Source organism: Micromonospora sp. NPDC049060 (genome assembly GCF_040649055.1).
GTDB lineage: Bacteria > Actinomycetota > Actinomycetes > Mycobacteriales > Micromonosporaceae > Micromonospora > Micromonospora reichwaldensis.
In genome coordinates this window covers 23674-41755 of the sequence record NZ_JBEZEV010000054.1, presented here as the reverse complement: position 1 = coordinate 41755, position 18082 = coordinate 23674, and the positions used below count along the sequence as shown (strand labels likewise).

Genomic DNA, 18082 nt, shown 5'->3' with positions numbered 1-18082 from the left:
GGACCGGACCGCCCCCGCGACCGAACGCCGCCCGCCGCCGCGCCCGGCCCGGGTGGTGCTGCACGTGTTCCTCGCGGCGGTGGCGATCGGTTGGCGGGCCGGCAGGTCCGCGCCGACGACGCTGACGTGCGTCACCCGCAGCGGCCCGTCGGTGTCCACGCGCAGGGTGTCTCCGTCGCGTACGGCCGCCACGGCCGTGTCGCCGTCGACGTCGTGCAGCACCGTGCGGGCGTCGACCCCGCCCCAGCTCACCAGGGTCACGTCGCGGAACGGCCCGTCGCCCACCGTGTCGCCCGGCGCGACCACCGGCACGAGCGCGCCGTGGCGGACGTAGAGCGGCAGCCGGTGCGGCGGCACGTGCACCCGCAGGTGCCGCCCGCCGGCGTGCCGCTCGCCGGTGGCGGCGTCGACCCAGTCGTCGCCCACGGGCAGGTAGACGTCGCGCCGCCCGGACGGGTCCGTGACGGGGGCGACCAGCAGGTCGGTGCCGAGGCGGTACTGCAGGTCCGTGGTCCACGCGGTCGGGTCGTCGGGGGTGTCGACCAGCAGCGCGCGCATCATCGGCGCCCCGTCGGCGGCCGAGCGCACCGCCGCCGACCACAGGTAGGGCATCAGCCGGTAGCGCAGCCGCAGGGCGGCCACCGCGTCGCGTTCGGTCTCGGCGGGGAAGTCCCACGGCAGCCGGCTGGTGGTGCCGTGCAGGCGGACCAGCGGCGACAGCGCGCCGAACTGGGTCCACCGGACGTACAGCTCGGGCGTCGGGGTGCCGTGGAAGCCGCCGGTGTCGTGACTCCAGAACGGCACGCCGGAGAGCCCGTGCGACAGCCCGCCGCGCAGGGTGCTGGCCAGCCCCGGCCAGGTGGCGTTGACGTCGCCGCTCCACTGGGCGCTGTGCCGCTGCCCGCCCAGGTACGACGAGCGGGCCCACACCGTGCGGTGCCCGGTCACCTCCTCGGTCACCCGCGCGACCACGTCGTTGAACAGCAGCGCGTACACGTTGTGCAGCTCGACGCCCGTCATCCCGTTGTGGGCGACGGCGTCGACGGGCACGCCCTCGGCGAAGTCGGTCTTGAACACCGCCACGCCCTGCTCCAGCAGGGGCCGCAGCAGCCCGGTGAACCACTCGACGGCCGCCGGGTTGGTGAGGTCCACGATGGCGCTCGCCGGGTGGCTGCCGTGCCAGACGTCGGCGACGTACGGGCTGCCGTCGGCGCGGCGCAGGAAGTAGCCGGCCTCGGCCGCCGCGGCGTAGAGCGGGCTGTCGGTCATCAGGTACGGGTTCATCCAGAGGCAGACCCGGAAGCCTTGTCCCGCGAGGGTCCGCAGCATCTGCGTCGGGTCGGGGAAGGCCTCGGTGTCCCACTGCAGGTCCGACCAGCGGCCGGCGACCTGCCAGTAGCAGTCCAGGTGCAGCACGTCGCAGGGGATGCCGCGCTCGCGCAGCAGGCGGGCGCGCTCGAGCACCCGCTCCTGCGAGTCGGGAAAGAAGCCGGAGGAGACCCAGGCGCCGAACGCCCACTTTGGCGGCAGGTAAGGACGGCCGGTGAGCCGGTCGAAGCGGTCGAGCACCTGCGCCGGGGTCGGGCCGGCCAGCACGTAGTAGTCGAGCAGGTCGTCGGGGACCAGGAGCTGCACGCTGCTGTGGGTGGACTGGCAGACGTCGAACTGCACCGGCAGCCCGCTGTCGACCAGCACGCCGTAGCCCCGGTCCGACAGGTAGAACGGCACGTTCTTGTGGGAGCGGTCCGACTCGCCGCCGAAGGCGTCGAAGTTCCACATCAGCGGCCGCTGGCCCCGCTTGTCCAGCGGGGTGAACTTCTCGCCGAAGCCGACGAAGCGTTCGTCGCCGGGCGCCACGAAGCTCTCGTGCCAGGCGACGGGCGCGCCGTCGACGGTGGAGCGGCCGAACGGCAGGGTGCGCCGCCGGCCGCTGATGTCGCGGGTTCCCGGGTCCTGCTCCAGCAGCAGCCGACCGTTCGGGCCGAGGAAGCGCAGGTGCCACGGGTCCAGCCGGATCTCGGCGACCACGGCGCCGGCGTCGACCCGGACGCGGGCCTCGTCGACGGTGACGGTGGCCGGGTGGCTGCCAGGGTGCACCAGCGACAGCGCCCGCGCGGAGCGGCTGCGGGCCTGCGGATCGTCGGACAGGCGTACCCGGATCACCCCCTCACCGGCGGCGTCGACGCGCACCACCATGCTCGCGCCGTCGGAGAGGGCGGCCTTGAACGTCACCCCGTGCGCGTCGGTCGCGACGACCTCGGCCCGACCGACGACGGCGGCCGCGTCCTCGCCGGGGCCGCGCACCGGCAGGTCGGGTGGGTCGGCCACGAAGGTCTCGTACGGGACCAACGGCGGTCGGTAGGGCATCGGCGTCTCCTCCAGGATGGTTCCGGCGGTCCCGCCAGTTTCTTTGGCTTCTCAACTAACTGTCAACGTCAACCTGCACCGGATCGGCGGATCATCGGCGTTGACAGGCGCAAACCCCGTCAATATTTTGGACGCCTCCCCAACAAAATTGGCGGTGGGCGATGTGGGGTGACGGTGCGGGGCTGCGCTACGGCGGCGACTACAACCCCGAACAGTGGCCGGCCGAGGTGTGGCGCGAGGACGTCGCCCTCATGCGCCGCGCCCGGGTCAACCTGGTCACCGTCGGCGTGTTCGCCTGGTCGCGACTCGAACCGGAGCCCGGCCGGTACACCTTCGACTGGCTGGACCAGGTGCTGGCCCTGCTGCACGACAACGGCATCTCCGTCGCCCTGGCCACCCCGACCGCGTCGCCCCCGCCCTGGTTCTCGCTGGCCCACCCCGACGCCCTGCCGGTGACCGCCGACGGCGTACGCCTGCACCACGGCAGCCGGGACACCTACTGCGCCGCCGCGCCCGCCTACCGGGCCGCCGCCCGGCGCATCGCCGCCGCCCTCGCCGACCGCTACGCCCACCACCCGGCCCTCGCGCTGTGGCACGTGCACAACGAGTACGGCACCACCTGCCACTGCGCGCACACCGCCCGGGCGTTCCGGCGCTGGCTGGCCGACCGGCACGGCGACCTCGACGCGCTCAACGCCGCCTGGGCCACCAGCTTCTGGAGCCAGCACTACACCGACTGGGCGCAGGTCGACACGCCCCGCGCCACGCAGTACCTGGCCAACCCGGGGCACCTGCTGGACTTCCGCCGCTTCTGGTCGGACACCCTGCTCGCCGCGTACGCCGAGCAGCGCGACCTGCTGCGCGCCGCCAACCCGGCGATCCCCGTCACCACCAACTTCGTCCTCGGCGACTGGGTGCCCGTCGACCACGCCCGCTGGGCCGCCGAGGTGGACCTGGTGGCGATCGACCACTACCCGGACGCCACCGACGGCGGCGCCGAGGAGCAGACCGCCTTCGCCGCCGACCTGGCCCGGGGCTGGGCGCGGCACGGCGCCGGTCGGCGCACCGGCGACGTCGGCCGCCCGGCGCGGTGGCTGCTGATGGAGAGCGCCCCCAACCAGATCCACAGCGGCGGGCGGATGCACGCCAAGGAGCCCGGCCGGATGGCCCGGCACAGCCTCTCCCACGTCGCGCGCGGCTCACGGGGGGCGATGTTCTTCCAGTGGCGGGCCCCGGCCGGCGGGGCGGAACGCTTCCACTCCGCGCTGGTGCCGCACGCCGGCCCCGACACCCGCGTGTTCCGGGAGGCCGTCGACCTCGGCGCGGCCCTGGAGCGAATCTCGGAGGTCGACGACGGCACCGTCGACGCCACCGTCGCGATCGCCTGGGACGCCGCCAGCGGCTGGGCCCTGGGCCACCCGGGAATGCCGTCGCCGCGGCTGAACCACCGCGACGAGGTGTCGGCGGCGCACCGGGCGCTGTGGGGCGCCGGCTTCGGCACCGACATCGTGCTGCCCGGCGACCGGCTCGACGGGTACCGGTTGCTGGTGCTGCCCGCCCTCTACCTGGCCTCCGACGCCACCGCCGACTGGGTGGGCGGGTACGTCGACGGCGGCGGTCACCTGCTGGTGACGTGGCTCAGCGGGGTCGCCGACGAGCACGCCCGCGTCCGGCTCGGCGGTCACCCCGGGGCGTTGCGCGACGTGCTGGGCGTACGGGTCGAGGAGTTGCATCCCCTCGCCGACGGCCAGACGGTGCCCCTGTCCGACGCCGGGACCGGTCGCCTCTGGGCCGAGACGGTCCGCCTCGCCGGCGCGGAGCCGGTGGCCTCGTACGCGGGTGGCCCGCTCGCGGGGCTGCCGGCGGTCACCCGCCACCGCAGCGGCGCCGGCACGGCCTGGTACGTGTCCACCCGACCCGACGACGCCACCTACCGTCGACTGGTGACGGGGGCCGCGCGGGCGGCCGGCGCGACACCCGTCTGCCCGGCGGCGCCGGCCGGGGTCGAGGCGGTCCGCCGACGCGCCGCCGGGGCGAGCTGGCTGTTCCTGCTCAACCACACCGACCGGCCGCAGCGGGTGCCGGCGGCCGGGGTCGACCTGCTCACCGGCGCGACGGCCGCCACGGAGGTGCACCTGCCCGCCGGGGGCGCGGCCGTGCTCCGGGAGACCGCCGCCGCCGTCCGCCCGGCGTAGCGCTCTGTCGGGGTGGGCTCGCTGGCCAGGGGTTGGGTTTCGGGGTCAGGGCATGGCGACGGCGGCGCGGGACCGGTCGGCGGCGATCCGCACCGCCAGCCCCGCCAGCACCGTGCCCATCACGAGTCGCTGCACCCGCAGCCACAGCGGCCGGCGGGCGAAGAACCCGGCGAGCGCGCCGGCGCTGAGCACGATCAGCGCGTTCACCGTCAGCGCCACCGCGATCTGGGTCAGCCCCAGCAGCAGGCTCTGCGCCGCCACGTGGCCACGGGCCGGGTCGATGAACTGCGGCAGCAGCGACACGTAGAGGATCGCGATCTTGGGGTTCAGCAGGTTGGTGACCAGGCCCATGGTGAACAGCCGCCGGGCCGGGTCCGGCGGCAGCGGCGCCGGGGCGAACGGCGACTGCCCGCCCGGCCGCAGCGCCTGCCAGGCCAGCCACAGCAGGTACGCCGCGCCGGCCAGCTTGACCGCCGTGTACAGGGCGGGCACCAGCACGAACACCGTGGCGATGCCGGCGACCGCAGCGGCCAGGTAGATGCCGAAACCGGCGGCGACGCCCAGCAGCGACACCAGCCCCGCCCGCCGGCCCTGCGTCACCGACCGGGACACCAGATAGACCATGTTCGGCCCGGGGGTCAACACCATCCCCAGCGCCACCAGCGCGATGCCCACCAGTGCACCCGTACCGACCATGGTTCCCCCCGTTGCCGATGCTCGCGCCGACCCTACGCCGTACGCCGCCGCGCCACCGACCCGTGCCGGCGTGCCGCGCGCCCCCACGCTCGACACGGCGACCGGCACACTGGGCCGATGCTGCACGCCCCCGCCACCCCGACCCTGCCGGAGCTCCTGCTGCGTCCCTGGCGCGACGACGACGCCGACGCCCTGATCGCCGCGTACCGCGACCCGGTGCTGCTGCGCTGGACCCGGGCGCCGGTGACCACGACCGCCGAGGCGCGCCGGTTCCTGGCCGCGGCACACCGGGACTGGGACGACGGCCACCGCTTCTGCTTCGCCGTGCTGGAGCCGCGCCCGGTCGGCGAGACCCTGGTGGCGCAGGTGGTCCTCAAGAACGTCACCGAAGGCGGCGAGGACGCCGAGGTCGGCTACTGGACCGCCGCGCCCGCGCGGGGCAGGGGCGTCGCCCCGCACGCCCTGAGCGCGGTCACCGACTGGGCGTTCGCCCGGTTCGCCGGCCTGCGGCGGTTGGACCTGTTGCACCAGATCGACAACCCCGCGTCCTGTCGCGTCGCGGAGAAGGCCGGCTACGTGTTCCAGGAGGTGCTGCCGGCCCGCCCGCCGTTCCCCCGCGACGGCCACCGGCACGCCCGCTGGGCCCGGTCGGACCGGGAATGCCCGGCCGGGGCGGGGCGCTGACGTCTTCCGTCGGCCCCGACGCGGCGGCCGCGTTACCGTGGGGTCCGGGGGAGGTGTCGGCAGGTGGACAGCTGGGAAGCGACGGTCGAGGCGCGCATCCGCGCGGCGCAGGAGCAGGGGGAGTTCGACGACCTGCCGGGCATGGGCAAGCCGATCCCCGGTCGCGGCCAGCCGTACGACGAGTCGTGGTGGATCAAGAGCTTCCTGGAGCGGGAGAAGCTCCCCACCGACCTGCTGCTGCCGACGCCGCTGCAACTGCGCCGCCGCATCGAACAGGTGCCCGACGAGGTGCGGGACCTGCCGACCGAGGAGTCCGTGCGCGCGTTCGTCGCCGACCTCAACGCCCAGATCCTCTCCTGGCTGCGTACGCCCACCGGGCCCCGGGTCGCGGTGCGCCCGGTCAACGCCGACGAGGTGGTCCGCCGCTGGCGGGCCGAGCGGAAGGCCCGCACCGCCGCGACCCCGGCCCCGCCACCGGCGGCCGCGCCGCGCCGGCGGGGCTGGCGACCGCCCTGGCGCCGCCGGGTGGCGTAGCCCCCGCTCAGTCCACCGCCGCCCGCCACGACCAGGACGTGCGCCGGGGGCGGCCGGGCAGTTCACCACGGCCGGTCAGCCACCGCAGCACCTGCGGCGCGGGCCCGGCGGGCGCGTCCGGGAAGAGCCGCCGCAGCACGGCGGCGCTCAGTGGTTGCGGCGGCTGCCAGGACACCCCGAGGCCGCGGGCGATGTCGTCGGTGTGCAGCAGCGTCTCCGCCACCCCCATCGCCGCGAAGCCCGCCGGATCGCAGGGCCCGTAGTGCCAGGCCCGCGCCTCCGGCGGGGCGGCGTCGACGGCCGCCCGCAGCAGGCCGCCGCAGGCGACGACGACCCGTAGCACCTCGGCCGGGCCGGCGGCGGGGGAGACGGCCAGGTCGAACGGCAGGTAGCCGTCGTCGGGTCGCCCGCTGACCTGGCCGGCGTACGCCAGCAGGTCGTGCGCGACGTGCGCGGCGGTGGTCCAGCAGCTCCAGGCCAGCCCGCCGGCCGGCACGCCCCAGTCCCGCCCGGTGTGCGGGCCGAGGACGGCGGTCATCTCGGTCACGGCGCGGTCCACGTCGACGCCGGTCAGCTCGGGCATCTGCCGACCGTGCCACCGCGCCCTCGCTGCCGCAACCGGATGACGCTTGCCAGCCGTCGTCACCCGCACTACGGTCGGATCCGTGACTGCCGGGTCGGCCATGGGCCACGAGCGGACAGGGCACCCGGCCGTCAGGTGAGCCGGGGGCGGGCCCGTGGCCCGCCGTCCCCGCGATTGCCGGTGTCGACGCCACGTCCACCGCAGCGCGCTTCCCACCGCCCACGCCGGGTCGTCCGCCGGCGTATCCGCATCCTCGCCGCCACCGGTCGCCGGGCGGGCGATCCATCGTGGCCGCACATCCCTGCCCGAGCAGAGAGCAGAGCATTGCCCAACGACTTCAACCAGCAGATCATCGACGAGTTCCGCGCCAACCACGGCCGGGTCGGGGGTCCCTTCGACGGGGCCCGGCTGATCCTGCTCACCACCACCGGGGCCCGTTCCGGCGCCCCGCACACCACCCCTGTCGGCTACCTGCCCGACACCGAACGCATCCTCGTCATCGCCTCGGCCGGGGGCGGCCCGAGGCACCCGGACTGGTACCACAACCTCCTCGCCGACCCGCTCGCCACCGTGGAGGACGGGGTCTTCACCTACCAGGCCCGCGCGGTCGTGCTGGCCGGCGCCGAACGCGACGAGATCTTCGCCCGGGCCGTGGAGGCCGACCCCGGTTGGGCCGCGTACCAGGCGAAGACGGCACGGGTCATTCCCGTGGTGGCGTTGCACCAGGTGGCGGGCGGGCCGCCGGAGGCGGCGTCCTGGGGCGCGGCGCTCAAACTCGTCCACGACGCGTTCCGTCGGGAGCTGGCGCTGATCCGCGACGAGGTCGCCCGCTCCGGCCCGGGCCTGGGCGCGCAGCTGCGGGTGAACTGCCTGACCTTCTGCCACGGCCTGCACCACCACCACCGCAACGAGGACGACGGCATGTTCGCCGGCCTGGAGGGGCAACGGCCGGACCTCGCCCCGGCGCTGGCACGGCTGCGCGAGGAGCACGGTCGCATCGCGGCCCTCGTCGCACGCCTCCAGCAGGTCGTCGGCGACCCCGACGCCGACCCCGACGAGGCCCGCCGGGAGGTCGAGCGTCTCAGCACCGAGCTGGAGGCCCATCTGACGTACGAGGAGGAGCAGCTCATTCCCGTCCTCGACGGCCCCGGCTGACGGCAGGCGACTCCGCCCCGCGGCCGGCCCCGGTCGCGGGGCGGAGTCCGCTCCGCTCGTCGTGGGTGCGTAGGACCGGGGTTGTGCCCGGATTTGAGGGTTCACCGCCTACGGGCGGCCGAAAACCGGTGTAAGCCTCAACAAGCATTCCAATGAAAAACTTGAGGCATGGACGTTGGTGACATGAAGCGGTACATCCGCGAGACCTTCGACGGGGTGCACGCCCTGGAGGCGAACGGGGACACCTTCTACATCTACGACCCCGGCCGGGACCTGCCCGCCGAGCGACAGCTGCCCTTCGCGACGATCGTGACCGGCGACCACTACGACGACGCCTCCGACCTGGGCAGGCCGGGTGCGTGGCGGCTCAACGTCGGGCTGACCCGCTCGGCGTACGGGGCGCTGTTTCCGCAGGGGCACGGGCCGCACGTCGACCACACCGTGCCGGACACCGTGCTGCCGCATCCGGTCTACGCCCCGCAGCACTGGGTGTGTGTCGTGAACCCCGGCGAGGCGAGCGTGGACACGGTGCGGCAGCTGCTGGCCGAGGCGTACGACTTCGCGGCCCGCAAGCACGCCAACCACCGGTCCCGGCGGGGCTCGTCCTGAGATTCGTGGTGGCCGGCGCGTCCCACGCACCGGCCGTCACACCCCGGGGTTACTTTCGGCAGGTCTGCCGTCGGGCAGGCTCGCCGAGACGAGGGGACACCGCGCGATGTCGCGTAACACGCAGACCGTCGAGACCTACCTGGACGGCTTCCGGAAGAACGACCACGCGCAGATCCTGTCCTGCCTCACCGACGACATCGAGTGGACCGTGTTCGGCGCCTTCCACCTGAAGGGCAAGGAGGCCTACGACGCCGCGATCGAGGGGCCGGGCTTCGTGCCGCCGCCCCGGTTGGAGGTCGTCCGCATGGTGGAGCAGGGCGACACCGTGATGGCGGAGCTGGTCGGCTCGGTGCGGCGCGACACCGGCGAGGAGATGCGCATGTCGATGGCGGAGGTGTTCGTCATGCGCGACGGCAAGATCGCCGAGCGCCGCGCGTGGGTCATCGAGCTGAAGGAGAACGACCACCGCTGACGGGCGAAGGGGTCAGCCGGGCTTGACCTGGCCGAGCTGCACGAGCAGCTGCACCCCCCGGTAGACCTCGACCATGTCCCGGCCGGTGAACGTCACCGTACGCGCGCCGGGCGCGCGGGTGAAGCCAGGCACCAGCGTCGCCTGGTCCACGGTCGTCGGGCTGTACAGGTCGACCTCGACGCCGACGGGCCCGGCGAGGGTCAGCGGCGCCACCTCGGCGCGTCGGCCCACCGCCGTGGCGGCTGCCCGTCGAAGGCGCTCCTGTGCCTCCGCGGGGTGCAGCGTCACCGCCGCCGCCTGGCCCAGCGCGCGCTTGACCTCGACGGTCACCGCGTCGGGAACCAGGTCGCGCAGCTCGGCGCACGCGACGTCGTCACCGCTGAGCAGCACCACGGGCACGCCGAAGTGCCCCGCCACGGCGGCGTTGATGCCGATCTCGCCCGTCGGCCGCCCGTCGAGGCGTACGTCGAGCACCGCGTCGCTCATGGTGTGGGCCAGCACCGCCGGCCCCGCACCGGCGCGCGCGTGGTACCCGACGAGCAGCAGCGCGTCGGCGCCCATCTCGAGCCCGGCGACCATGCTCAGGGGGCGGGGCTTGCCGCGGACGAGTCGCGCCCGGCGGTCGAGTTCCTCGGGCAGGAGGTTGCGGAAGGGCCCGTGCGCGTCCGCCACCAGCACGTCCGTGTCCGGCTCCGCGTCGAGCACGCCAAGGATGGCCGCGTTCACCTCGGCCGTCATCAGCCTGCGAGAGCGCTCGTAGTGTAGCCACCCGGGTTGGTCTCCGTCGGGTGGACGATCCCCGAGATTCCCTCCATGTCGGCCAAGATCAGCACCGTGGGTCGCGTCGTCATCGCCTCACCGTACCGACGCCGGCCGGGCCGCAGGGGGCACGCGAGCGCGCGGTGGTCAGCTCTGCTGGTAGTTGACCGCCGCGACGCCGCAGGGCGCGTGCAGGTGCAGGTAGTAGGCGCCCTCACCGAAGTCCACGTCGGCTCCGCCGATCAGGCCGAGATAGTCCATCGGCTGCCGGCAGGCGGGGCAGTCGACGTGTTCGGCGTCCTGGATCCAGTCGGGATGGCCGCCCAGGGCGGAGCCGCCCTCGTTCCACGCGCTGGCCTCGAACGGCGTGGCCCGGCGTGGGCCGACGGCCGGAAGCACGGCCGGCGGGTCCTCCGGCTGCGTGGTGGCCGGCGCGTAGTCCGGGCGGCTGTTGCCCTCCCACCAGACGGCGTCGCCGTCGGGCGTGACCTGGCAGTACAGCGTGGTGTAGCAGGCGCAGAGGTGGCAGGTCACGATCCTCAGCCGGCCGGCCCAGCCGGTGTGGGCCAGGACCTCACCCACCTCGGCGACGTCGGTGTCGAGGTCGGCGATGGTCCACAGCGGGGAGGCGCACCACGGACAGGTGGGGTCGCCGGCGGGCCGTGGCACCTCGTTCATCACCATTCGGTACGCCGAAGCGGCGCACAGATCCCGGCGGCTGCCGTCGGTGGCGACCGTCCAACCGGCGTCGCGGGCATAGGCCAGCGGTCCCACGTGCAGTTTGTCCGCGCCGGCCGGCGGCTGCTCCTGCCACCGCCGCAGGGCCTGCTCGGCGCGGGGGTCGGAGGTGTGCGCGAGGATCCGCAACAGATGGTTGAGCCGGAGAGGGGACTGGCCGGCGTCGACGTCGTCGATGAGCCGGCGGACCACGTCTCCGGTCGCGCCGCGGTACAAGGTCGGCGGCCACAGCACGCCCGCGTCGAGCAGCAGGCTCAGGTGTCCGGTGAGGCGTGCCGGCTCGGCGGCGGCGATCTCGTTCAGTTCCTCGAGCGCGGCGTCGTCGCCGGCTCCGGCCGCCCGGACCAGTTCGTCGATCATGGCCGCATGGTAGCCAGGCGGTACGTCGACCAGGCGTGGCGGCGTGCTTCAGGGGCGGCGTCCCACACCGCGTGGTGCCTGTTCAGGCGTTGATCGTCGGCTTGACGGTCGCGTTGCCGCGGATGAGGAACATGGCGACGACGGCGAACAGCATGAACCCGATCGTGGCGAGGCTCGTGAGCGCCGACCAGCCGTCCGTTCCGCCGGCGTTGACGGCCCGGTCGATGCCACCGCTGGACAGGATCGTCGTCGGGTCGGTGATGCCGTGCAGGATGATGGCGGCCCAGATCGTGCCGGTCACGCGCATGACCAGGTACATGCAGATGCCGAAGCAGAAGGTGTAGACGATCGTGCTCGCGACGGTCGAGACCCGCATGCCGGAGAGCAGATTGACCGAGTGCATGAGGGCGAACAGCAGAGACGACACGATCGCGACGAAGCGTTCGCCGTGTCCGGCGTCGCGCAACATCTTGACGGCGAGTCCGCGGGTGGCCAGCTCTTCCGCGACGCCGACGCACAGACCGAGCAGAGCGATCAGCGCGATCTCCTGGCCGCTCCGGCCCTCGGGAAGCATCGGAACGAAAAGTCACGCTAGGCCCGGCGCATGGGCTCGGCGCGGGCCCGGCCGCCCACGCTTCGAGTTCTCATAAACGGTCCATTCCCAGAGTCGGGCCGTCGAAGGGCCGACCAGGCCCGAACCGGGCCGGATTCGCTCTCACAACTCGTTCTCACGCAATCAGTGCGGCACACCGGTTCTGATAAATGTTTGTGAGAGCATCCGAGCGTGACCGACCCCCAGAACCGCGACGCCGACGACGTCGAACGCCATCCATGCCCCCGCTGCCAAGCCCAACCCGGATCGCCGTGCCGCTCCCGCGCCGGGGCGGTCACCGGGACGTATCACACCGGACGGTTCACCAAGGTCGGCCGGCTCAGCAAGGAGCTGCGGGTACCCACTCCGGCCGACCGGGGCCCCGGCCAGCCCTGGCGGCCCGGCACCCCGCCCCCGGCGCCACTCGCCCCGGACACCGCCACCGCCGACATCCGGATCGGGTACGCCCGATGCAGCACCCTGACGCAGGAACTCCAGTCGCAACTCGACGCGCTCGCTGCCCACGGCATCGAACGGGACAAGGTGTTCTCCGAGAAGATCAGCACCCGGGTCCGGGTGCGGCCGCAGTTCGAGGCAGCCCTGGCGCTTGCCCGGCAGATCAAGGCCCACGCTCCGCACTGCCGGGTCATCCTGACCGTGTACGAGATGAAGCGCCTCGGCCGCGACGCCGCCGAGCTCACCGCCCTCGCCGATCACCTGACCGCACACGGCCTGGTCCTGGAGATGCTCGCCGGGCCCCTGCCCGGGATCTACGACCCGACCGGGCCGGGCCGGATCCTGTTCGGGTTCTTCGCCGCGATGGCCGAGACCGAACGCGAGAACATTCGCGAGGCCACCCTGGAAGGGCTCGATACCGCCGCCCGCAAGGGCAAGCACGGCGGCCGGCCCGCCGTCATCACCACCGACATGCTGCACACCGTCCTGCGCCGCAAAGCCGCCGGCGAGACCGTCGAGGCCATCCAGCCAGACCTGATCATCCCCACCGGCAAACGCAAGGGACACCCGCCGAGCCTCGCCAGCATCTACCGGGCGCTCGCCGAGCACGCCAAGACCCTGGCCTACCCCGAAGCCGTCGAACAGGCCAACACCGAGTACGCCGCGCTGAGCCGTACCGACCCACCGGCCGGCATCGTCCGCCCCCGCCCGGGCCGAGTGCTCCAGGCCGTCAACGAGGCGCAGCGCGACCGACTCCAGGCGACCCAACATCCACGCTGACTCACCCAACCAAGATCAAGTATTTGTGGTGCTGGGACAGCTACCCAAGCGCGGGGCCGACTATGGCCAATCGGCCCAGTGGTGCCCCCGATCACTCGTAGAGGTACCGGCTCACCGATCCGGTTACGACGAGCGATGGTCGTGCTCGCCTCGGCTGGCAGAAACACGGTGCCGGCGATCGCCCGTCTCGTGCAGGCCGATCCGCTGCGCGTGCATGCCGCTCGCCGGGTGCGGGTGGGCGAACGACAACACCGGTGGGGCCAATCCGCCACCCACGCAGCCTAACCTCCGACCCTCACGTTCGTGGCCAGAGCACTATCCGCGCCCCACGCCCCACACTCCACTTTCGTGAACTACATGCATCGGGAGCCGAACGAATGAGACGATGCCCACCGGTTCGGGCAGGTGGTTTGCACCGCCAGACATCGACATGCATCTAGGAGCGTTGATAGGTTTGGTCCCAGTAGAAGCACTACGGGGAAAGAGGTAGACAATGCTCAGACGTCGATCTGGATCACTGCTTCTCGCAGGACTTGCAAGTGCGGCGCTCATCTTTGCGCCGGCCACCCCAGTGATCGCGAGCGGCAGCGCGGCCACGCCGGCTTCCGCTGCTTCTGCCTTACAAGCTAGCTACCAGTTGAGGGCCTCTGCGGTAGCGCCGCTAGTCACCTGGGTCCCTTGGGACCGCTTCCACATGACGACGCAGGCCAAATGCCTAGCACGATAGCAGTACATTAGCCAGACATACCAAATCCCCCTGTCGTCCCTCAGGTGCGTGCAGGAGGGCTTGCCCCCCTGCACGTATTGGATACTCGAGGTAGATGCAGATCGCGCTCCCGCACCTCACATCGCTGATAGAACAAGAACTGGGTCGGAGTTTGTTGAGTGTGGTTAGCAAATGAATGACATCTGGGATGCTCGGTGAGTAGCTCGTGGCTGCCCCTCGTCGTTGACGAGGGGCAGCTAGCCCGTGCAGAGGGACTTCTGATCCGGCTCGGCCGTGCGGCGCTCCTTATCCCAGACGGCGGAACGGTGGTCACGGCCGACAGCCAAATCGTCGCTACGTCGACGCCGGTGGAACTACGTGTGGTTGACTCATCGATTTACCTTGATCGCCTAGAAAACCAGGCAGTTGTGGCTCAAGGTGCCTGGACGGACCGCACACTGGCGATCGATGACGCGAGCAGCCTCACTGTGAGACCCGAGGCCGCCGCCGTTGCCCGCAGAGATGCCTCGTCGTCCTTCACCGGTCAGGCACTTCACAAACAGCTTCAGCGTAGGCCGCCTGTCGAGCGTTCTCTCTTGGAGGACGGTCACCTGCTGGACCTGTGGACGGCCGATCGAGGGACTGGCGATGAACGGCACATTGCGCTCGCCACGGATGTCGCAAAGGTCCGTGCAGCCCTCGCTCCGCTGTTCGGGGAATCGCTGGTGATTATCGAAAGTCGGTGGACTGAGGGCATGTTTCGTGAGATCGAGGCAGTATTGGGTGAAAGTGAACTCGTCGCGAGTTCGGGCCGGGAGGTTGGAGCGGATTTCCAGATGAAGGTGGCTGTGACGTTGCTGCACCTTCCCACGCGGCTAGCCCGGCGTCTGGGGCATTTCCCGGCCGAGGCCTTGGCGCTCAGGCTGCTCGTAATTCCGGCCTGAGCAAGCACGCGTAATCCTAGCCTCGATCGTTCACGGCTGATGTCGGGCGTTCCGGGCCCGCGTCCGTGATCGTCCTTTGTCGATGGGGCCGGGTCTGGGGCATGGTGGCGGGCCGTCTGTCGCGGCGGTGGGCGTGGTCTCCTTGGGTCCTCCGGTCGTCGGGGCAGGGCTGAGCTGGTCAGCCGGGGGCGGGGATCGCCGCGATCCGGGTGAAAGCGGCGGTGATCTGGTTGGCCCAGGGCCAGTTGCTCCAGTTGGTGGCCCCGACATGGCCGGCGACCGCGAGGAGCGCCAGCACCGGCCCGACCCACATCCAGCCACGGCCGCGGACCGGTTGAGGTCCGAAGATGGCCCGGAGCCAGCCCACCCGCCAGGCGAAGACGATGAGGGCGGCCGCGCCGATCGCGATGGGCAGCACCAGGGCGAGGAAGATGCTGGCCGGGTCGGCGAGCACGTTGTCCTTGTCGATGTCGTCACCGGCCAGCACACCGACCAGCTGTCCGACGGCGAGGAAGAAGACGAGGTAGGCCCCGACCAGCAGGAACGCCTTCCACGTCGCTGGCCGGTTCCAGAAGGTGGCGCTCGTGTCGGTCAGGTGCGGAGTCTGTCAGAGCATCCTCGCTGCGGGGGATGACTCATGACACCCGTCAGCGGGGTTTGACGGCGGTCCGGGCGCTCGGTTCCAGTTGCGCTGCGTTGAGCCGACCCGTCTGAGCTCCCAGCCTCAGCTCGCGAGACGGGACGGGCCACCCTCTCTGTGGATTATCGGATTACCAGTAACGATAAACCAACAAAGACTCGTCGCGAAACGGGCAAATCGGCCGCGCATCATAATCACTGTTCTTGGGTAACAACAATATGGAGTATCGTTGTGGCGTGTCCAAGGTGTGCAATCGGTGCGAGAAGACCCGACCGCTCGAGAGCTTCATGAAGGCCGGCCGAGAGTTGGTCTCGTGCGCCTCGTGCCGCGAGTACGCCCGCGCCAACAACCACAAGAACCGCAGAGCCAATCCGGACAAGATCCGAGCCGACAACCTCTGGTCCTTCTACCGGATCAGGCCGCAGGAGTACGACGCGCGGCGTGCGGCTCAGGACTACCGGTGCGCCATCTGCGGTCGCCATGAGAGCGAACTGAAGGTCAGGTCCAGAGGCCGGCCACGGCTTGACGGGACACCGAACTCCGAGCCGTTCCGCCTCGTCGTGGACCACTGCCACAACTCCCGGCAGGTGCGCGGCCTGCTCTGCGGTGAGTGCAATATCGGCCTCGGCGCGTTCCAGGACTCGCCCGAGGCGCTGATGGCGGCCGCCCGCTACCTCCTGGCACGGGAGGACGCACCGCTCGTGCCGCAATCGAGACCTGCGACAGAAGCGTGATCTGGCGCGAGGGTGATCGAGGTTGACCTGGAGCGGTCCGTCGTCATCGACGTCGGGCTCGCGTTGCACCGTCGCGCGCCGCTCACCGGGCACGTGGAGCCGATCGAGGTCACGGGACCGCTGCGGCACTGACCGCGGCTGTGCCGAGGAAGCCGCCGGACTGCCGCGACCACAGCTCCGCGTAGAGCCCGCCGCGTGCCAGCAGCTCGGCGTGGGTGCCCTGCTCGGCGATGCGGCCGGCGTCGAGGACCACGATCCGGTCCATCCGGGCGATGGTGGAGAGCCGGTGGGCGATCGCGATCACCGTACGGGCGGTCATCACCTCGCTGAGCGTGTCGTGGATGGCGGCCTCCGCCTCGGAGTCGAGCGCGGACGTGGCCTCGTCCAGCACCAGGATCGGCGCGTTGCGGTAGAACGCGCGGGCCAGCGCGATCCGCTGCCGCTGGCCACCGGACAGGCGTACGCCCCGTTCGCCGACATGCGCGTCCAGGCCGGTCCGACCGTCCGCGTCTGTCAGCGTGGCGACGAACCGGTCGGCGCACGCCCGGCGTAACGCTGCCTCGACCCGTGCGTCGTCGGCGTCGGGGCCGGCGATGTTCTCCCGGACCGAGCGGTGCAGCAGGGTGGCCTCCTGGGCGACCATGGCGATCTGGCCGCGCAGGCTCTCCTGCGTCACGTCCGTGATGTCGGTGCCGTCGATCATGATCGTGCCGGACTCCGCGTCGTGGAACCGCAGCAGCAGCCCGACCAGCGTGGACTTCCCCGCACCCGACCTGCCGACGATGCCGACGCGCTCACCGGCGGCGACGTCGAGGCTGAGCCGGTCGAGCCCGCCCCCGCCGCGGCCGTAGTGGTGGCTGACCTGCGCGAAGGTGATGGCCCCACCCCGTACCCGCAGCTGGGTCGCCTGGGGTTTGTCCGCGACCGCGAGCGGCTGCGCGACGGTCCGCAGGGCCCGCCGGAGCGCGCCGACCGACCCGAACAGCGACGACACGGCGTCCAGGAGCCACTCCGCCATCGCGGTGATCCGGAAGCTGAGCGCCAGCGCGGCCGCGACGAGACCCAGGGGCGCGGCATCGGTACGCCAGAGCGCGATTCCGTATCCGACCAGTCCGACGAGCAGCGCGCTGCTGAGCGCCATCATGGTGCCGTTGATTGTCACCTCGACCCGCTGCAGGTCCAGGTGTGCGCGCCGGGACCGCGCGAACACCCGGCGGTCGTGCGCGGTGCGGGTCTCCTGGCCGCCGAGCAACGCGAGCGTGTCGACGTTGCCGTACGAGTCGACGAGCAGGCCGGTCAGCGCGGACTCCGCGTCCTGCAGGCGCTCCGACGCGCGCCGGTAGCGCGGCAGGATCCACCGCATGAGCAGCGCGTACGCCACAATCCAGGCCCCCAGCGGGAGCAGCAGGCGCACGTCGATCGTGGACATCAGCCACACCGAGCCGGCGATGTAGGCGATCACGAACACCAGCGTGTGCACGACCGAGTACGCGGCGGTGCTGGCGGCGTCGCCGCCGTCGCGTACCAGGGTGGCGATGCGTCCGGCGAGGTCGGTGCGGAACCAGCCGACGGACTGCCGGGACACGTGCCGGTGTGCCCGCCAGCGGGCGAGCGGGCGGGCGTTGGCGCGGAACGCGATGTCGTCCAGCGCCTCGCCGATGAGGTGGATCAGCGGCCTGACCAGCAGCACGAACACGGCGACGGTGAGCAACCCGGTGCCGTGGTCGGCCCAGAGCCGGTCCGGGCTCGCGGCGGCGAGCGTGTCGACGAGGCGTCCGGCGTACCCGATGAGCCACACCTCGATCGCGGCGGCCAGGACGGTGGTGGCGACGGCCGCCGTCACGACCGGTCGTAGCGGTCGCAACTCCTCCAGGAGGAACCGCCGGGCGCCGGCGGCCGGGGTGCGGTCGTCGCCGGTCGGGAAGGGATCAACAGGGTTTTCGAACAGACCGAACACGAAGTGCCTTTCCGGCGGCGGAGACGGACAGGGAACCGGGGAAACCGCCGGACGTCCTCATGATCGATCTCCGCTTCGTGTCGGGTGGGTGTCCTCGCGAGGCTAGGCGACATCCCGGCGT

At 72.0% G+C, this 18082-nt stretch carries 16 protein-coding genes and 1 pseudogene; 9 read left to right on the top strand and 8 right to left on the bottom strand.

Features of this window, described 5'->3' with window-relative positions:
* Nucleotides 1-2367, bottom strand: a 2367-nt coding sequence (locus AB0B83_RS19570; protein ID WP_357579382.1) for a TIM-barrel domain-containing protein, incomplete at its 3' end; no start/stop codon positions are given.
* Between the two features lie 161 nt (nt 2368-2528).
* Between AB0B83_RS19570 and AB0B83_RS19565 the strand changes: the two genes are divergently transcribed.
* On the top strand, nt 2529-4562 hold the full coding sequence (locus AB0B83_RS19565) for a beta-galactosidase (protein WP_357579381.1): 2034 nt from the start codon (nt 2529-2531) through the stop codon (nt 4560-4562).
* Nucleotides 4563-4607: 45 nt separating this feature from the next.
* Here AB0B83_RS19565 and AB0B83_RS19560 read toward each other — a convergent pair whose 3' ends face one another.
* Nucleotides 4608-5258, bottom strand: a complete 651-nt coding sequence (locus tag AB0B83_RS19560; RefSeq protein ID WP_151453162.1) for a LysE family translocator — start codon at nt 5256-5258, stop codon at nt 4608-4610.
* A 117-nt stretch (nt 5259-5375) separates the two neighbouring features.
* On the opposite strand from AB0B83_RS19560, the gene AB0B83_RS19555 reads away from it, so the two are divergent.
* Both AB0B83_RS19555 and AB0B83_RS19550 read left to right on the top strand, forming a co-directional pair.
* Nucleotides 5376-5942: a GNAT family N-acetyltransferase gene (locus tag AB0B83_RS19555; protein ID WP_357579380.1), complete on the top strand. Its 567-nt coding sequence runs from the start codon at nt 5376-5378 to the stop codon at nt 5940-5942.
* Nucleotides 5943-6005: 63 nt separating this feature from the next.
* Nucleotides 6006-6476, top strand: coding sequence for a DUF1992 domain-containing protein (locus AB0B83_RS19550; RefSeq protein ID WP_357579379.1), 471 nt, complete (start codon nt 6006-6008; stop codon nt 6474-6476).
* A gap of 7 nt (nt 6477-6483) precedes the next feature.
* Here the strand turns inward: AB0B83_RS19550 and AB0B83_RS19545 are convergent, their stop codons facing one another.
* On the bottom strand, nt 6484-7059 hold the full coding sequence (locus tag AB0B83_RS19545) for a maleylpyruvate isomerase N-terminal domain-containing protein (RefSeq protein ID WP_357579378.1): 576 nt from the start codon (nt 7057-7059) through the stop codon (nt 6484-6486).
* A gap of 324 nt (nt 7060-7383) precedes the next feature.
* Here AB0B83_RS19545 and AB0B83_RS19540 point away from each other — a divergent pair, with 324 nt between their 5' ends.
* From AB0B83_RS19540 to AB0B83_RS19530, 3 genes are all read left to right on the top strand, one after another.
* Complete coding sequence (locus AB0B83_RS19540) at nt 7384-8214, top strand: nitroreductase/quinone reductase family protein (protein ID WP_357579377.1); 831 nt, start codon at nt 7384-7386, stop codon at nt 8212-8214.
* 168 nt (nt 8215-8382) lie between these two features.
* Entirely contained in the window at nt 8383-8823 is a 441-nt protein-coding gene (locus AB0B83_RS19535; protein ID WP_357579376.1) for a DUF6194 family protein, read from the top strand.
* 106 nt (nt 8824-8929) lie between these two features.
* Nucleotides 8930-9295, top strand: coding sequence for a nuclear transport factor 2 family protein (locus AB0B83_RS19530; RefSeq protein ID WP_357579375.1), 366 nt, complete (start codon nt 8930-8932; stop codon nt 9293-9295).
* 12 nt (nt 9296-9307) lie between these two features.
* Here AB0B83_RS19530 and AB0B83_RS19525 read toward each other — a convergent pair.
* From AB0B83_RS19525 to AB0B83_RS19515, 3 genes and pseudogenes are all read right to left on the bottom strand, one after another.
* A pseudogene (locus AB0B83_RS19525) lies at nt 9308-10048 on the bottom strand (M55 family metallopeptidase); the annotation flags it as partial.
* Between the two features lie 153 nt (nt 10049-10201).
* Complete coding sequence (locus AB0B83_RS19520; RefSeq protein ID WP_357579374.1) at nt 10202-11152, bottom strand: hypothetical protein; 951 nt, start codon at nt 11150-11152, stop codon at nt 10202-10204.
* An 82-nt stretch (nt 11153-11234) separates the two neighbouring features.
* The gene (locus AB0B83_RS19515) at nt 11235-11726 is read right to left on the bottom strand and encodes a CPBP family intramembrane glutamic endopeptidase (protein ID WP_357579373.1); all 492 of its coding nucleotides are present in this window, start codon (nt 11724-11726) and stop codon (nt 11235-11237) included.
* A gap of 210 nt (nt 11727-11936) precedes the next feature.
* On the opposite strand from AB0B83_RS19515, the gene AB0B83_RS19510 reads away from it, so the two are divergent.
* Both AB0B83_RS19510 and AB0B83_RS19505 read left to right on the top strand, forming a co-directional pair.
* Nucleotides 11937-12980, top strand: coding sequence for a recombinase family protein (locus tag AB0B83_RS19510; RefSeq protein ID WP_357579372.1), 1044 nt, complete (start codon nt 11937-11939; stop codon nt 12978-12980).
* 921 nt (nt 12981-13901) lie between these two features.
* Nucleotides 13902-14630: a hypothetical protein gene (locus tag AB0B83_RS19505; RefSeq protein ID WP_357579371.1), complete on the top strand. Its 729-nt coding sequence runs from the start codon at nt 13902-13904 to the stop codon at nt 14628-14630.
* Nucleotides 14631-14808: 178 nt separating this feature from the next.
* Here AB0B83_RS19505 and AB0B83_RS19500 read toward each other — a convergent pair whose 3' ends face one another.
* On the bottom strand, nt 14809-15117 hold the full coding sequence (locus AB0B83_RS19500) for a hypothetical protein (protein WP_357579370.1): 309 nt from the start codon (nt 15115-15117) through the stop codon (nt 14809-14811).
* A gap of 389 nt (nt 15118-15506) precedes the next feature.
* Here AB0B83_RS19500 and AB0B83_RS19495 point away from each other — a divergent pair, with 389 nt between their 5' ends.
* A complete protein-coding gene (locus tag AB0B83_RS19495; RefSeq protein WP_357579369.1) occupies nt 15507-16004 on the top strand; it encodes an endonuclease domain-containing protein in 498 nt (165 codons plus the stop codon).
* 109 nt (nt 16005-16113) lie between these two features.
* Here the strand turns inward: AB0B83_RS19495 and AB0B83_RS19490 are convergent, their stop codons facing one another.
* Nucleotides 16114-17961 (bottom strand): ABC transporter ATP-binding protein, encoded by a 1848-nt coding sequence (locus AB0B83_RS19490; protein WP_357579368.1) that lies wholly within the window; start codon nt 17959-17961, stop codon nt 16114-16116.
* Nucleotides 17962-18082: the final 121 nt, after the last annotated feature.

Coding starts and splice junctions, on each gene's coding strand:
- AB0B83_RS19565 (WP_357579381.1), top strand. CDS start 2,529: ATGTGGGGTGACGGTGCGGGGCTGCGCTACGGCGGCGACTACAACCCC.
- AB0B83_RS19560 (WP_151453162.1), bottom strand. CDS start 5,258: ATGGTCGGTACGGGTGCACTGGTGGGCATCGCGCTGGTGGCGCTGGGG.
- AB0B83_RS19555 (WP_357579380.1), top strand. CDS start 5,376: ATGCTGCACGCCCCCGCCACCCCGACCCTGCCGGAGCTCCTGCTGCGT.
- AB0B83_RS19545 (WP_357579378.1), bottom strand. CDS start 7,059: ATGCCCGAGCTGACCGGCGTCGACGTGGACCGCGCCGTGACCGAGATG.
- AB0B83_RS19535 (WP_357579376.1), top strand. CDS start 8,383: ATGGACGTTGGTGACATGAAGCGGTACATCCGCGAGACCTTCGACGGG.
- AB0B83_RS19530 (WP_357579375.1), top strand. CDS start 8,930: ATGTCGCGTAACACGCAGACCGTCGAGACCTACCTGGACGGCTTCCGG.
- AB0B83_RS19520 (WP_357579374.1), bottom strand. CDS start 11,152: ATGATCGACGAACTGGTCCGGGCGGCCGGAGCCGGCGACGACGCCGCG.
- AB0B83_RS19515 (WP_357579373.1), bottom strand. CDS start 11,726: ATGCTTCCCGAGGGCCGGAGCGGCCAGGAGATCGCGCTGATCGCTCTG.